This is a genomic window from Roseiterribacter gracilis (assembly GCA_018332375.1).
GTDB classification, from domain to species: Bacteria; Pseudomonadota; Alphaproteobacteria; order BOG-932; family Roseiterribacteraceae; genus Roseiterribacter; species Roseiterribacter gracilis.
Window position 1 is genome coordinate 2,376,740 of sequence record BOPV01000001.1, and the last position, 15,331, is coordinate 2,392,070.

Sequence of the window (15,331 nt, forward strand, 5' to 3'; positions counted from 1 at the left end):
GACTCATTCCGTGGCGCCGCTTATAGCAGGACCATGCGTGTCGTCCTCAATCGCATCTTTCTCGCGGTGACCCTGCTGGTCGCGCTTGCCGCACACTACGAATACGGAATGGCCTGGAAAGAGGCCACGATCGTCGGTGCCGGCGTGGCGTTGGTCTATTACATCGCATGGGAAGTCCGCCGCATCCGGCAGAACACCCAGCCAGAGTCGCCGGCCGACGGCTGACGCTCAGGCGCGCGTCACCCAGCGCGCCAGCCAGTCACGCCCGATCGCATCCAGAAATGCTTGCCCGCCGAACAGGCGTTCGGCGTCGGCGCGCGCGCGCCTCGTCATCGCATGGCGCAACGACGGATCGTCGAACAGGCGACGCAGCTGTCGCGCCGCGTCATCCAGATCGGGATCGGCCCACAGCTGGTCGCCGTGATCGTACGTACCCTGGCTGTCGATTGCGGGAACGAAGCCGTGCTGAACCAACGCCGAATTTTCCGGCGTCATGAAATCAAGATTGCCCGACCAGCCGGTCGCGACCACCGGCACGCCGTCGAGCATCGCTTCGGCCGGCACCAGACCGAATCCTTCGGCACGGTGCAGCGACAGAACGACGTCGGACGAAGCGATCAACGACGTCACGCGCGCATGCGGCCATTTCTCGGCGATCATCTGCATGTTGGCAAAGCCGTCGATCGCGCGCGAAACCAGCGCGGATGCAGCCGGCGCGCGTTCTGCGTTCGATACTTTCAGCACCAATCGCGCGCGCGGATCGGCGCCGAACGCGCGCTGAAACGCATCGATCGCGCCGAGCGGATTTTTGCGCGCAAAGGTCGACGCCATGTCGAACGCGACCAGCACGACAAATTCGCCGTCGGCGAATCCGAACGACGCGCGATCGCGCACGCCGCGCGCACCGAGCGCGACCGGATAGGGCACGACGCGCACCGGCACCGGCGCATCAACGAGCGCTTGCTGCGTGAAGCGGCTTGGCACCCAGATTTCGTGAACCGCGGCAAATCCGTCGCGCCAGTCGTCCGGCAGGCGCGGCAATTCCCAGGCCCAATAGCCGACGACCCGTTTGGACCCAAGCCGTGCCCGGCCGATCTGAGCCAGCGCATAGCGCGCGAACGGGCCGTTGGCGTGGAGCAGCAGAACCCCGTCCTCGCCCGGAGCGGCCGGCGGATAGGACGGGGCTGATTCGTCCACCGCCATGAAGGCGGCCGACAGGTCGAGGCCCCGCACATCCACCCCTGCCTGGGCGAAGGCAGCCAGCTGCAGGCGGGCGGCCTGGCCCAGCCCGCTGGCCGTGGCCAAGGGGCCGGCGACGGCAATTGGGCCCGGACCGGCCGGTGCGGCCGAAGGAAGCGGTGCTACAACCCGCGTCACGGTCGCGAATAGCGACCGCCGAAAGCCGTGCGGAAGCGCACGCCATGCACGATGCGCGACACCGAGGGCGATGCTCGCTGCTTGCGAGACCAGAGGCTTCTTCGTAGACAACGCGCCGTTCTTAGAGTGTGAGGGATCGATGGCAAAGACCGCGCTGGTGACGGGCATCACGGGACAGGATGGTGCCTATCTCGCCAAATTGCTGCTCGAGAAGGGCTACACGGTCTGGGGCACGGCCCGCCGCGCCGCCTCGATCAACAATTGGCGCTTGGTCGAACTCGGCATTGCCGACCAGATCAAGACGGTCACGTTCGACCTGCTGGAAGATTCCAACATTCGTCGTGCGATCGAGACCGCCAAGCCCGACGAGGTGTTCAACCTCGCCGCACAGAGCTTTGTCGGTACGTCGTTCGACCAGCCGCTTTACACCGCCGATGTCGACGCGCTGGGCGTGACGCGCATCCTCGAAGCGATCCGCAGCATCGACGGTGGCAAGAACATCCGCTTCTACCAGGCTTCGACCTCGGAAATGTTCGGCAAGGTCCAGGCCGTGCCGCAGACCGAAGACACGCCGTTCTATCCGCGCAGCCCGTATGGCGTGGCCAAGCTCTATGGTCACTGGATCACGGTGAACTACCGCGAGAGCTACGGGATGCACGCTTCGTCGGGCATTCTGTTCAACCATGAAAGTCCGCTGCGCGGCTTCGAATTCGTGACGCGCAAGATCACCTTGTCGCTGGCCAAGATTCTGGCCGGCCAACTCGACGTGCTCGAACTCGGCAATCTCGACGCCAAGCGCGATTGGGGTTTCGCCGGCGACTATGTCGAAGGCATGTGGCGCATGCTGCAGCAAGACACGCCCGACGATTACGTGTTGGCGACTGGCGAAACGCACACGGTGCGTAGCTTCGTCGAGAACGCCGCCAAGCCGCTCGGCTTCGACATTGAATGGCGCGGTCAGGACGAAAAGACCGAAGGCCTCGACAAGAAGAGCGGCAAGGTGATCGTGCGGGTGAACCCGCAATTCTATCGCCCGGCCGAAGTCGACCTGCTGCTGGGCTCGCCCGCCAAAGCCGAAGCGAAGCTTGGCTGGAAGCGCAAAGTCGATCTGCCGGGCTTGGTTGCAATGATGGCCGAAGCGGACGCGCGTCGCGTTCGCGACGGCACGTTGCGATTCTAAACAGAAAAAGGCGCGCGATGACCGACACAAGCGAAGCGGCACGCGCGCCTGCTGCACGTGATTTCGCGTGGCGCTCGTGGCCGCGCGCGATCGCAGATCTCAAAGACGGGCTTGCGTCACGCGCGTTGTGGAGCTCGATGGGCTGGCAGGATATCCGCCAGCGCTATCGCCGCTCGATGCTGGGTCCGTTCTGGCTGACCTTGTCGATGGGGTTGATGGTCGGCGGCATGGGCGTGATCTACGCCGCCATCTTCAACCAGCCCGTCGAGCGCTACATGCCCCATCTGACCTTGGGGCTGTTGTTCTGGAATTACCTGACTTCGTTGATCAACGAGAGCGGCACGACGTTCGTCATGGCCGAACACGTGATCAAACAGATCCGCATTCCGTACAGCGTCTATCTGCTGCGTACGATCTGGCGCAACACGCTGATCCTGGCCCACAACTTCGTCGTGTTCGTCATCGTGGCGGTGGTGTTCGGCGTCTACCCGACCTGGGCGACGCTGTTGTTCATCCCGGCCTTCGCCGTGTTCGTGCTGACTTCGTTCGCGGTCGGCCTCGTCTTCGGCATGATCTCGGCCCGCTTTCGCGACATCCCGCAGATCATCGCAAGCTTGTTGCAGGTCGTGTTCTTCATCACGCCGATCTTGTGGACGCCCGACACGCTGCAAGGACGTCGCGCGATTCTGATCGAGTGGAATCCGTTCTGGCACTTTCTGGAAATTCTGCGGGCACCGTGGCTGGGCCACGCACCCAGCGCGCTGAATTGGATCGTGTCGCTTTCGCTGTGCGGCCTAAGCTGGCTGATCATGCTGGTGTTCTTTCGCCGCTTCCGCAGCCGCATTTCGTTCTGGCTGTAAAAACATGGCCGAAATCCGCGTCACAAACGTCAGCCTGGAATTCCCGCTTTATTCGGGCGGCAGCCGGTCGATCAAGAAAGTGCTGTTGCGACGCAGCTCGGGCGGCAAGATCGCACGCGACGCTGCTGATCGCGTGGTCGTGCGTGCACTCGACGGGTTGAATCTCACGCTGCGCCACGGCGATCGCGTCGGACTGATCGGCCCCAACGGCGCCGGCAAAACGACGCTGTTGCGCCTGCTCGCAGGCGTATACGAGCCGCACAACGGAACTGTCGAACTCGACGGCCGCGTGTCGCCGCTGTTCGACATCATGCTGGGCATCGATCCCGAAGCGACGGGCTGGGAAAACATCTATTTCCGCGGCTTGTTCTTGGGACTTACGCCGAATGAGATTCGGGCCAAGACTCCCGAGATCGCCGAATTCAGCGAACTTGGCGACTATCTCCACATGCCGGTGCGAACCTATTCGGCCGGCATGATGATCCGCCTCGCCTTTGCGGCCTCGACGGCGGTGCGACCTGACATTCTGTTGATGGACGAGTGGATCGGCGCCGGCGACGCGCACTTCCTGCGCAAGGCTGAAGACCGTTTGCATTCGCTGGTCGACGCGGCGTCGATCATGGTGATCGCCACCCACGCGCCGGACATCCTGCGAAACTTGTGCAACCGCCTGTTGCTGGTCGACCAAGGCCGCGTCGCCATGGAGGGCTCGGTAGAGGATGTGCTGGCCGCCTACGCCAAATACGCCTGATTGCTGCGGGAACGAGGGCCGAACCCCAGCCATTCCTTGTGTAAGCCAACGGCCGCAAGTGTTTTTGAAGAGACGGAAAGGCCATGTTAACCCTGTTTGGGTAGAACTGGCCTGGCCATGAGCAACGCCTGATCGAGCAAAAATCGCGGATCCGTGTATGGTCCGCGTCCCGCGCCGCTTTACAGCGGCCCTGCGCCCCCCATATGCGGGCCTCCTCCCGCGGCGAGCATCAAGGACTGGCTTTTGAATCCGCAGCAGCAACCAAAGAAGAAGACCGAGCTCGACGAGGCACTGGTTAAATGTCGCGAGGCCTTTTACCCGGCCCTCGCAGTCAGCCTGTTCGCCAACCTGCTTTTGTTCATCGCGCCGCTGTACGTGATGCAGATCGTCGACCGCGTTCTCGCCATCAAAAGTGTGGATACGCTGATGGTGTTGAGCGGCTTGACGATCGTGCTGGCGTTGCTGCTCGCCTTCTTCGAATTCGTACGCGCACGCCTGCTGGTTCGCGCCGGCGTGAAATTCGACATGCTGGTTGATGCGCCGATCTTTCGTGCGGTTACGTTGATGTCGACGCGCGCGCCGGGCGTCGCGGGCGCACAGGCGTTGCGCGATCTCGACCGCGTGCGCAGCTTCATCACGAGCTCGACCGCATTTGCGTTGCTAGATGCCGTGTGGGTGCCAGTGTTTCTGGCGCTCGCTTTTGCGTTCAACGCCTGGGTTGGCGTTGTAGGCCTCGCCGGCGCCATCGCCGTCGTCGCGATTGCGATCACCAACGACATGCGCACGAAGAAGACGTTCGGCGAAGCGAACCGCGCTGCATTGCGCGTCGACAGCTTCGTCGGCACCAGCTTGCGCAACACCGACGCGCTGGAAGCGATGGGCATGCTGCCGGCGATGCTGCATCGCTGGCGCGCCGGTCACGTACAAGCAGTCAAACTTCAGGCCGAGATCGGCGATCGCAGTGGCACGCTGAACGCCGCGCTGCGTTTCGCGCGCTATGCCACGCTGGTGCTTGCGGTTGCCATCGGCACCTATCTTTCCATTCGCAACGAGCTCAGCTCGGGTGGCGTGTTGGCTGCGGCGATGGTGGTCGGTTTCGCGTTGGGCCCGATCGAAGCCGCGGTTGCGCAATGGCCGCAGCTTCTCGCTGCACGCGCTGCCGTCGAACGACTGCGTGCGCTGCTGCAGGCAGTGCCGGCAGAACGTCCCGTGATGCAGCTGCCGCGTCCGCACGGCGTGGTCACGTTGAGCAACGTCATCGCCGGTCCGCCCGGCGCCCGCGCCGCGGTGATCAAAGGCGTCAATGTTCAGTTCCAGCCCGGCGAAGTGGTCGGGATCATCGGCCCGAGCGGCGGCGGCAAGACCAGCGTGCTGCGCGTTGCGCTGGGCCTGTGGCCGGCTGCAAGCGGATCGGTGCGCATCGACGGCGCCGAACTTGGTCAGTGGGACACCGAAGCGCTGTCGAAATATGTCGGCTACGTGCCGCAGGAAATCGAACTGTTCGACGGAACGGTCGCCGAAAATATCGCGCGCTTCGCTGACCCGCTCGAAGCCGAGCCGATCATTCTGGCGGCTCGCCGCACCGGCCTTCACGAAGCCATCCTGGCGCTGCCGGACGGCTACAACACGCAGATCGGCATCAACGGCGCCGCGTTGTCGGGCGGCATGCGACAGCGTCTTGCGCTGGCGCGCGCGATGTATGGCGACCCGGTGCTGGTCATTCTCGACGAGCCCAATTCAAGTCTCGACGCCGAGGGCGAGAACGTCCTGGTACAAGTGGTCGCGAATGCGAAAGCAGAAGGCCGCACCGTAATCTTCACCACGCACCGGCTGCAGTTGCTTGCGACCGCTGACAAGGTGCTGGTGATGAATAACGGCATGGCGGAAGCGTTCGGACCGCGCGACGAAGTCTTGGCGCGCTACACGCGCCCGACCGTCGTCGCAAACAACCAGCCGGTGACGCAGCAGACCGAAGATGCGCCACCCGCCGATGCCGCCGAGAGCGGCTGAACATAAGGTAGCGATTATGAGCACGGTTCCTGCGCCCTCAGGCGGCTTCCGCCTGCCCGCCGTTCTGCGCGATATCAAACTCCCGGTGCTGTTCCAGCCCGCGACCGACGTCGCGCCGGAACATTCCGACTTGGCGCCCTATCTCAACACCAAAAGCTATGTGCGCGTGGCGGGTTGGGTCGGGCTGCTGACGGTCGGGTCGGTTCTGCTGTGGAGCGTTGCAGTGCCGCTCGCCAAAGGCGCGATCGCGCACGGCACGATCAGCGTGCAATCGCAGCGCAAGACCATCCAGCATCTCGAAGGCGGTGTGATCCGCGAAATTCTGGTGCAGGAAGGATCGGTCGTAAAAGCCGGCCAGCCGCTGATGGTTCTCGACAAGACGCAGGCCGAAGCCTCGTCGGAGATCGTCGGCAATCAGCTTTTGGCGAGCCGTTCGTACGAAGCGCGCCTGATTGCACAGCGCGATGACTCCAACACAGTCACCTTCCCCGACGAAGTGCTGGAGCGCGCCAAGACCGACCCGAAGCTCGCCGAACTGGTCGAAGGGCAGCGTCGCGCCTTTGAAGCCAACCGCAACACCATCGCGGGCAAGCGCAAGATCTACGAAGAGCAGGTCGAACAGCAGCAGCAGCAGATCGTCAGCCTGACCGCGCAGAACAAATCGCTCGCCGAGCAACGCCGCTACATCGACGAAGAAGTCAAAGGCGTGAAGTTTCTGCTCGACCAGGGGCTGGAACGTCTGCCGCGCATGCTGGCCTTGCAGCGCAACCAATCGGCGCTCGACGGGCAGATGGCGTCGAACACCGCTGACATGGGCCGCATCCGCCAGGCGATGAACGAAACGCGCCTCAAGATCACCGACTTGAACAACACCTATCGCGATCAGGCGTCGGAAGAGCTGCGCCAGGTGCAGGACAAGATCGCCGAGTTGCGCGAACGCAGCCGCGCCGCCGACAGCGTTCTAGGCCGCACCACGGTGACGGCACCGCTCGACGGCATCGTGATGAATCTGAAGTACCACACGATCGGCGGCACCGTGCAGCCCTACGCACCGATCATGGAGATGGTGCCAACCAGCGACGATCTGGTCATCACGGCGCAGATCTCGCCGATGGAAATCGAATCGATCGAACCCGGCATGGACGCATGGGTGACGCTATCGGCGTTCAACTCGCGCCGCGTGCCGCAGATGCCGGGTAAAGTCACCGAAGTGTCGCCCGACCGGTTTGAAGATCAGCGCACCGGCGCCGCCTATTACCAGGCGCAGGTTCGTATCGACAAAGAGGCGCTGTCGAAGATCCCGAACCTGAAGCTGTTTCCCGGCATGCCGGCGGAAGTGAAGATCGTCACCGGCTATCGCACGGCCTGGGACTATTTCTTCCAGCCCGTGCACGACAGCTTCAACAAAGCGTTCGTCGCGCAATAGCGACAGGCACTGCAACCAAACGGCGCGCCATGAGGCGCGCCGTTTGTGCTTCAGCAACCGAGCAAGGCGGGAAGTTTGGCCAGCGACGCGATCTCGGCCATGCGCGACGCAAACATATATTCGGGCGGCGCGCTCGCACGCGCCAAGCGCACGACGCGAAAGCCGGCGCTGGCTGCGCCGGCCGAATCCCACGGATTGCCCGACACGAATACAGTCGACGCCGGATCGACGCCGGTTGCGGTCTCGACCAGCGTGTAGACACGCGGGTCGGGCTTGAAGATGCCGGCGTCGTCGATCGACAGGATCGCGGCGAACAGATCGTTCCAGCCGGCCGCGGTCACCGCGTCGCGCAACATGTCGTGCGTGCCGTTGGACAGAATGGCGAGTCCGAAGCCTGCGGCGCGCAACGAGTCGAGCATCGGGCCGGCATCGTCATAGGGGCGCAGATTGCGATAGGCGGCCAGCAGATCGCCGCGCAGACCGTTCGCAGGCGAGATTCCATACAGCGCCATCGCCCAATCGAGCGCTTCCTGCGTGCAGGTCCAGAAATCCGCGTGACGCCGCATCAAGCTGCGCGTCCAGCTATATTCGAGCTGCTTCTGGCGCCAACTGGCCGACATGCGCGCGAAATCAGGGCCGACGCGATCGGCATGGATCGCAGCCGCAGCATGCACGTCGAACAAGGTGCCGTAGGCGTCGAACACGACGAGTCGTTTTGTCTGCATCGACGTCATCAATCCCCGCTCGTTGCGGCGCCTTGTCGGCGCTTGTAGGGTCGCTTCCCCATGGCTGCATTCGCCACAACTGCCCCGGATGTTTCGGCTGCGATCGGCCGGACACCATTGATCCGTCTCGCCGGCCCCAGCGCTGCGACGGGCTGCGACATCTACGGCAAAGCCGAATTCATGAATCCCGGCGGCTCGATCAAGGATCGAACTGCGCTTGGCATTCTCGACGCAGCGGAACGCGCGGGCCAGCTGCAACCCGGCGGCACCATCGTCGAAGGCACCGCCGGCAACACCGGTATCGGCCTGACGATGCTGGCACGGGCGCGCCACTACCGCACCTTGATCGTCATGCCCGAAACGCAGAGCCGCGAGAAAATTGAAGCGCTGCGCGTGCTGGGCGCCGAGTTGGAACTGGTCAAGGCAGTCCCCTATTCCGACCCCGGCAACTACGCGCGCGTCGCACAGAAGCGCGCGCAGGAAATTCCGGGCGCGATCTTCGCCAACCAGTTCGACAATCTGGCCAACCGGGACATTCACGCGGCGACGACCGGCGTTGAGATCTGGGACGAGATGGACGGGCGTATCGACGCCTTCGTCAGCGCGGCCGGCACTGGCGGCACGATTGCCGGCGTCGGCCAGACGTTGAAGCAACGGGACGCACGCGTGCGCGTCATTCTCGCCGACCCGCACGGATCGGGCCTGTATGATTGGATCAAAACCGGCACGCCGCACGCTGAAGGCAGTTCCATCACCGAAGGAATCGGCCAAGGCCGCGTCACCGAAAATCTTGCTGCGGCGCAGATAGATGATGCGGTGCGGATCGACGATCAGACGGCGATGGATTGGTGCTGGCGGTTGCTGCGCGACGAAGGGCTGAATGTCGGCACGTCAACCGGCGTCAATGTTGCCGGCGCAATCGAGATCGCACGACGGCTGGGACCGGGGCACCGGATCGTCACCGTGCTGTGCGACGGCGGGCAGCGTTACGCGTCGAAGATGTTCGACGCTGCGTTCCTGAAGTCGAAAGGGATCAAGCCGCCCGACTGGCTGCCGGGCTGATCTCGTCCTCGGCATCGTCGTTGCGCAACGTCACGCGCAAGCCGGCGAGGTCGTCGGAAAACAACAGCTGGCAGGAGAGACGCGAATTGGGACCTACGTCGGCGATCGTATCGAGCATCGCTTCTTCGTCGTCGGTGCGCCCCGGCACCTTATCGGCCCAGTGCGGATCCAGCTCGACGCAGCAGGTGGCGCAGGCCATGGCACCATCGCACAGGCCCTTCATCCGCAGACCGTGGTCGCGGATGATCTCCATCACGCGCCAGCCTTCTGGCGCGTCGAGCTCGTGCTCGTCCCCGTTTTCGTCAATGACCACGATGTGGCTCATGGGCGCCTTCTAAACAGGTCGGGCCGGTCGGATCCAGTCCCGAGTCGTCGCAGGCGTCCGGGGCGGCCGATCCCGGGCGGTCAGTAATAGAGGAAGCGCAGCGCCTGTTCCAAAAAGCCCCGGTCGCGCATCTCGTCGGTCGTGTGGATGCCGAGGTCGCCGGCGCGGAATTCGCGCAGCAGCCCATGCGCTTCGAGACGCCGCACGACGCGGTCGAGGCTGGGGTCCGGGCGGAAAGTCGGCACGCGCCCCTGCAGCGCGCTGAGCATCTGGTCGCGCTCGGCGTTCTCGGCCTGCGAGGCGAGCTTGGCCCCCTCGGGATGGCGCGGCGTCATTGTCACCAACAGCGAACGTTGCGAGCGCGCATCCTCATCGCGCGAGAACAGGTACTGCACGCCCGGAATGGACTGCAGCACCGGCACGCCTGAGCGCGCCGACTTGGCCTCGCGATCGAGCAGGCCCGACAGAACCAGCGTCTCGCCGAACCGCATCGCCACGTTGGCCGTGACCGTGTTGCGCGTCGTCTGCACCGACTGCGTGAACGTGCCGGCGAGCTGCGGCGAGATGGACTCGCGCTCGGTGATCACGCGCAGCAGCACGCGATCGGGCGCGGTCACGGTCGGCGTCACCGACAGGCCGATGCCGATCGCCTTGTGTTCGAGGTCGCCGCCATACTGGCCTGCGAGCGCGATGGTAAGCTCGTCGCCCGAGAAGAAACGCGACGCCTGCCCGTCGAGCGCGACCAGCGTCGGGCGCGCGACGACCTCGGCACGCGTGCCTGAGACGTTGGCGATGTCGAGATCGTACGTGACAGCCGGAATCGTCACCGAGCCCGCTAGCACGCGCGTGAAAGATGCGCCCGAGCTTTGTCCCACCTGCGACTGCGCCGTCAAAGAACCACCGAGTTGCACAGTGAGCCCGTCGAGCAGGTTCACGCCTTTTCCGGTGCTGGTCGTCTCTTCTTCGCGGATGATAACGACGTCGACCAGCACCATCTTAGGATCGCCGCCGGCGCGCTTCTTCAGCGGACGAAGCGCCTTTGGCCCATAATACGAGCCGGGCGAACCATCGCTGCTCGAATCGTTGGTGTCGTCGGAATAGTCGTCTGACGCGCTGCTGCTGCTCGAACTGCTGTTGTTGCCCGCTGTGGTGTCGGGCGGGAAACTCTGGCCCACTGCGAGTTGCAGCCTGGCGCCGCCCGGTTCGGGCACACGCACGATGGCGCGATGCAGATCACCCCAATTGTCGATGCGCTCGGCGAGGAACGACGCTTCGCGCGGCGCCGCAGCGCCGTACGCTTCGAGCTGTGCGTGCGCCGCCTTGTCGTCGCCAGCCGCGGCAAAGACCAGCGCCGCGACGCGACGCGCGTCGGTGCGTTCGGGCGCGAGTTCGAGCGCACGCTCGATTGCCGCGCGCGCGACGGCAAGCTTGTGCGCGTCATAGGCGGACGCGGCTAGCCCGACCCACAACTCGGCCCGCTTGGGTGCCAGCAGCAGCGCATCGGCAAAGCGCAGCATCGCGTCGTCGGGACGACGCTGCTCGAACGCGAGCCAACCCAGGCCCGCACGCGCGGGCCAGAAGCCGGGATCGAGCCGGGCTGCGGTCTCGTAGCCGACCTGCGCCAGTTCGAGCGACGTTTGTGAGCCTGCCTCGGCGCTTCGCAGATAGCTGAGCCCATTGGCGAAATGCAGCGCCGCGTCGCGCGGCCGCTGTTGCAGCGCGCGTCGGATCGCAGCGGCGCTGGCCTCGTCGGCTCCGTCTTTCAGGGCAGCGCTGATCGTCGCCGCGTTGGGCAACGCCGTGGTCGTGCGCTGCGTGTCGCCGGCACAACCGCCCAACGCCGCGATGAGCGCAGCCCAGGTCGCGGCGCGCAGCGCGCGTGCTGATTTCTTCGGCTCGCGTCGGCAATCGTGATCTCGCATCCCCGCACCCTTCTTCGTTCGCCGGCGACTTCGTTTGCGATCGCCGGGTAAATGGCGGGCACGCGACGGCGCGCGCCCGCCACCTCGCTACTTCGCCTTCAACGATCGGTCAGAACATTCCCGGACCTTGGTCGCTTGGCATTTTCCGTACGACTCGTGGCACTGTTGCACGGCCGCCTTGCTACCCGCCTTGCAGGTCGGGACCTGGCAAGACTTCACGGCGCCTTCGACGCAGGTCGCGAATGCGTCGCGCTGCTCCGCCGACGCTTTCTCGACAACGGCACGGTCGAGCAGCGGCTTGGACTGCGTCTGCGCCGAGGCACCGCTGGCGAGCAGCAGTGCGAAGGCGCTGGCGATTACAACTGATTTCATTCGTCCGCCCCGCGCTTACTGGAGGTTCCACGTGTACTTGGCGGGCGCGCCGAGCGCCCACATTACCCACTGCGCCTTGCGATCGCCGTCGCCGACGTCGCCCGGCTCGTAGGTCGTGCCCGAAATGCGCAGCTGCGCGTGCGGCGGTACTTCCACTTCGGTATAGGCCTTGTTGCTGCACTTCGTGGTGCAGTTTTCGCCGTTCTCACCGACGCAGACGCTGGCGTCGAACGGGACGATGCTGATCTTGATGGTCTTGTTGAGCGCCCATCCCTGGTTGGTCTGGCCCGGCGATATCTGATCTGCGTAACCGCCCCTGTTGCCGAACACGCAGATCATCCACGGCGTGTCGTTTTTGATGTTGAAGGCCGCTGCCGGGTCGGCCTGTAGCAGGCCAATCGCCAGCACTGCTCCCAAAAGCTTTTTCATTATGCTCCCCTTCTCGTTTTCTACGGGCGCAGGTCGTTGTGCGCACGAAAGTTGCACCCTCACCTTCGTGTGACATGCGCCGCCTGCGAGCGACGCGTGTTCTCTTCGTTGCATTTGCGCACGCGCGCGATCGGGCCTCCTCGCGCGGGCGTCGTTTGTTCGGCGACGGCCTTGTCAAGCGGCGGGCCTTTGGCGTGCGCCGTCGCCATCGAGATGATCAGCAGCGCCGCGAGTGCGGCGCGAATCGCATCGGGTGAATCCGTCGTGCGAGGGCACGTCGCGTGAAAATGCGACCGCGGTACGGTCGGCGCGAGGTGCGGAGATGATCGACGAGGCGCATCCCGGCCGCTCCCTCGTCGAGCATTGCGCCGCCATATTGCAGCATGCGTGGTCGGTCGGTCGGCTCATTCAGGCTTGCGCAGGCCTACTGGCGAGAGGTGCTGTCAAACTCGGCGGCAAAGCTTACGAAAGTCATACTGCTTCTTTATTTGTCCAGCGTGATCCACCTCAGGGACTGACAGCCGGTTCATGCAGCATCTGCCCGCTCCGTTCGAGATCTTCCGCTCGATGACCGAAACGGTGTTTGAAACCATGTCCCTGCTGGCGCGGGCGCATGACGCGATCAATCTCGGCCAGGGCTTTCCCGATCACGGCGAACCCGAAGCGCTGTTGCGCATCGCCGCCGAAAAGCTGCTGCACGGTTCGAATCAGTACCCGCCGATGCGCGGCCTGCCCGAACTGCGCTGGGCGGTCGCGGCGCATGCAGCACGCTTCCACGGCGTGACGTTGGACCCCGACAGCGAAGTGCTGGTGACGTCGGGCGCGACCGAGGCGCTGGCCGATACGCTGCTCGCCTATCTGTCGCCTGGCGACGAGATCGTGCTGTTCGAGCCGCTCTATGACGCCTACGCACCGATCGCGCGACGCGCCGGTGCGGTTCCCAAAGTTGTGCGCTTGGAACCGCCGAGCTGGACGCTGACCGCAAACGCACTCGACGCTGCGCTGTCGGAAAAGACGCGCGTCATCTTGTTCAACAATCCGATGAATCCGACCGGCAAAGTCTGGTCGTCGGACGAAATCGATTTGATCGCGTCGCGCGCCAAAGCGCGTGACTTGCTGGTCGTCGCCGACGAGGTCTACGAGCATCTCGTCTTCGAAGGCGCCAGCTTCAAAACCGTTCTGGCGCATCCCGATTTGCGCCATCGCGCCGTGCGCATCGGATCAGCGGGAAAAAGCTTTTCGCTGACCGGTTGGAAAGTCGGCTATGCCCAAGCCGATGCAGCGATCCTGGAGCCGATCGTGCGCTGCCACCAATTCATCACCTTCACCACGCCGCCGAATTTGCAGCAGGCGGTCGCGGTTGGTCTGCAACTCGACGATCGTTATTTCGCCGAGCTGCGCACGCGCATGCAGCGCAAGCGCGACACGTTCAGGGCTGGGTTGCGGCGCGTCGGATTCGAACCGCTCGAAGCACAAGGCGCCTATTTCGTCTGCGCGCGCTTCGATCAGGTGCGCAAAGATCTCAGCGACCTCGAATTCTGCCGCTGGATCACCACCGAGGCACGCGTCGCCGCGATTCCGGTCAGCGCCTTCTACGACGAGCGGCCACGTACCGATCTGATCCGCTTCTGCGTCTGTAAGAAAGACGAAGTGCTGGACGAAGCGCTGACCAGATTGACGCGCTTCGTCTAGCTCCGTCGTTGCTTAGGCGAGCGCGCGATCCGGCGAGATCGACGCGACGCCGAACGCTGCCGCGACTTCGGCATTGGTGATCTGGCCGTCCCACACATTCAGCCCCTGGCGCAGCAGCGTGTCTTCGGCCAGCGCCTTCTTCCAACCTTTGTCGGCCAGCGCCAGCACGTAAGGACGCGTTGCGTTGTTGAGCGCAAAGGTCGAGGTGCGCGGCACCGCGCCCGGCATGTTGGCGACGCAGTAATGGACCACGCCTTCTTCGACGAAGGTCGGCGCCGCATGCGTTGTGGGACGCGACGTTTCAAAGCAACCGCCCTGGTCGATCGCGATGTCGACCACCGCCGAACCCGGACGCATCGAACGCAGCATGGCGCGCGTCACCAGCTTGGGTGCCGCAGCGCCCGGCACCAGCACCGCACCGATCACGAGATCGGCTTTGGCAACCGAGCGCGCGATTGCGTCGGTCGACGAATACAGCGTCTGAATGCGGCTGCCGAACATTTCATCCAGCTCGCGCAAGCGCGAGATTGAGCGATCGATCACGGTCACCTGCGCTTCCATGCCGACGGCCATGCGGATCGCATTGGTGCCCGACACGCCGCCGCCCAGCACGACGATTTCTGCTGCCGGGACGCCCGGCACACCGCCGAGCAGAATGCCGGAACCACCCGCTTCTTTTTCCAGACAATGCGCGCCGACCTGCACCGACATGCGGCCTGCGACTTCGCTCATCGGTGCCAGCAACGGCAGACGACCCTGGGCGTCGGGAATGGTTTCGTAGGCGATGCAGACTGCTTTCGACTTCTGCAGCCCTTCCATCTGTTTCTGGTCGGCGGCGAGATGCAGATAGGTGAACAAGGTCTGGCCCGGACGCAGCATCGCGATTTCCTGCGGCTGCGGCTCTTTCACTTTCACGATCATGTCGGCGGCGGCGAAAATCTTGGCCGCGTCGGCGACGATCTCGGCGCCCGCACGCACATATTCTTCGTCGGTCACCGAAATGCCGGCGCCAGCGGTTGCCTGCACCAGCACGCGATGACCGTGGCGAACCAGCTCGCTCACCGAATCCGGCACCAGGCCAACGCGGAATTCGAGGGTTTTGATCTCTTTCGGAACGCCAACGATCATGACGAGGTCTCCCAGAACCAGAAATCTTGTTTGTCTCGACAGATTAGAGCGGCCTGCGCACAATCGGCGCGC

Annotated in this window: 15 protein-coding genes; 8 read left to right on the top strand and 7 right to left on the bottom strand. The window is 64.2% G+C overall.

Annotated elements, in window-relative coordinates; translation table 11 throughout:
- Positions 1-33: 33 nt before the first annotated feature.
- Positions 34-225: a hypothetical protein gene (locus tag TMPK1_RS11700; RefSeq protein ID WP_420243191.1), complete on the top strand. Its 192-nt coding sequence runs from the start codon at positions 34-36 to the stop codon at positions 223-225.
- A 3-nt stretch (positions 226-228) separates the two neighbouring features.
- Here TMPK1_RS11700 and TMPK1_RS11705 read toward each other — a convergent pair whose 3' ends face one another.
- Positions 229-1,305 (bottom strand): glycosyltransferase, encoded by a 1,077-nt coding sequence (locus TMPK1_RS11705; RefSeq protein ID WP_420243192.1) that lies wholly within the window; start codon positions 1,303-1,305, stop codon positions 229-231.
- A gap of 211 nt (positions 1,306-1,516) precedes the next feature.
- On the opposite strand from TMPK1_RS11705, the gene gmd reads away from it, so the two are divergent.
- The 5 genes from gmd to TMPK1_RS11730 all read left to right on the top strand — a co-directional run bounded on the left by gmd (position 1,517) and on the right by TMPK1_RS11730 (position 7,604).
- Positions 1,517-2,557, top strand: a complete 1,041-nt coding sequence (gmd, locus tag TMPK1_RS11710) for a GDP-mannose 4,6-dehydratase (protein ID WP_420243193.1) — start codon at positions 1,517-1,519, stop codon at positions 2,555-2,557.
- Between the two features lie 17 nt (positions 2,558-2,574).
- Entirely contained in the window at positions 2,575-3,417 is an 843-nt protein-coding gene (locus TMPK1_RS11715; RefSeq protein WP_420243194.1) for an ABC transporter permease, read from the top strand.
- Between the two features lie 4 nt (positions 3,418-3,421).
- Positions 3,422-4,168, top strand: coding sequence for an ABC transporter ATP-binding protein (locus TMPK1_RS11720; protein ID WP_420243195.1), 747 nt, complete (start codon positions 3,422-3,424; stop codon positions 4,166-4,168).
- A 243-nt stretch (positions 4,169-4,411) separates the two neighbouring features.
- Entirely contained in the window at positions 4,412-6,178 is a 1,767-nt protein-coding gene (locus TMPK1_RS11725) for a type I secretion system permease/ATPase (protein WP_420243196.1), read from the top strand.
- A 16-nt stretch (positions 6,179-6,194) separates the two neighbouring features.
- The gene (locus tag TMPK1_RS11730; RefSeq protein ID WP_420243197.1) at positions 6,195-7,604 is read left to right on the top strand and encodes an HlyD family type I secretion periplasmic adaptor subunit; all 1,410 of its coding nucleotides are present in this window, start codon (positions 6,195-6,197) and stop codon (positions 7,602-7,604) included.
- A 50-nt stretch (positions 7,605-7,654) separates the two neighbouring features.
- Here the strand turns inward: TMPK1_RS11730 and TMPK1_RS11735 are convergent, their stop codons facing one another.
- Positions 7,655-8,329 (bottom strand): haloacid dehalogenase type II, encoded by a 675-nt coding sequence (locus tag TMPK1_RS11735; protein ID WP_420243198.1) that lies wholly within the window; start codon positions 8,327-8,329, stop codon positions 7,655-7,657.
- Positions 8,330-8,389: 60 nt separating this feature from the next.
- On the opposite strand from TMPK1_RS11735, the gene TMPK1_RS11740 reads away from it, so the two are divergent.
- Positions 8,390-9,391 carry a cysteine synthase A gene (locus TMPK1_RS11740; RefSeq protein WP_420243199.1) on the top strand — a complete coding sequence of 334 codons (1,002 nt, stop codon included), beginning with the start codon at positions 8,390-8,392 and terminating at the stop codon, positions 9,389-9,391.
- Here the strand turns inward: TMPK1_RS11740 and TMPK1_RS11745 are convergent.
- From TMPK1_RS11745 to TMPK1_RS11760, 4 genes are all read right to left on the bottom strand, one after another.
- Positions 9,363-9,716, bottom strand: coding sequence for a 2Fe-2S iron-sulfur cluster-binding protein (locus TMPK1_RS11745; protein ID WP_420243200.1), 354 nt, complete (start codon positions 9,714-9,716; stop codon positions 9,363-9,365). The two genes, TMPK1_RS11740 and TMPK1_RS11745, sit on opposite strands and share 29 nt — an antisense overlap.
- A gap of 80 nt (positions 9,717-9,796) precedes the next feature.
- Complete coding sequence (locus TMPK1_RS11750) at positions 9,797-11,638, bottom strand: type II and III secretion system protein (RefSeq protein WP_420243201.1); 1,842 nt, start codon at positions 11,636-11,638, stop codon at positions 9,797-9,799.
- Positions 11,639-11,725: 87 nt separating this feature from the next.
- The gene (locus tag TMPK1_RS11755; protein ID WP_420243202.1) at positions 11,726-12,010 is read right to left on the bottom strand and encodes a hypothetical protein; all 285 of its coding nucleotides are present in this window, start codon (positions 12,008-12,010) and stop codon (positions 11,726-11,728) included.
- Between the two features lie 15 nt (positions 12,011-12,025).
- Complete coding sequence (locus TMPK1_RS11760) at positions 12,026-12,439, bottom strand: hypothetical protein (protein WP_420243203.1); 414 nt, start codon at positions 12,437-12,439, stop codon at positions 12,026-12,028.
- A gap of 528 nt (positions 12,440-12,967) precedes the next feature.
- Here TMPK1_RS11760 and TMPK1_RS11765 point away from each other — a divergent pair.
- Complete coding sequence (locus TMPK1_RS11765) at positions 12,968-14,131, top strand: aminotransferase (RefSeq protein WP_420243204.1); 1,164 nt, start codon at positions 12,968-12,970, stop codon at positions 14,129-14,131.
- A gap of 12 nt (positions 14,132-14,143) precedes the next feature.
- Here TMPK1_RS11765 and ald read toward each other — a convergent pair whose 3' ends face one another.
- A complete protein-coding gene (gene ald / locus TMPK1_RS11770; protein WP_420243205.1) occupies positions 14,144-15,259 on the bottom strand; it encodes an alanine dehydrogenase in 1,116 nt (371 codons plus the stop codon).
- Positions 15,260-15,331: the final 72 nt, after the last annotated feature.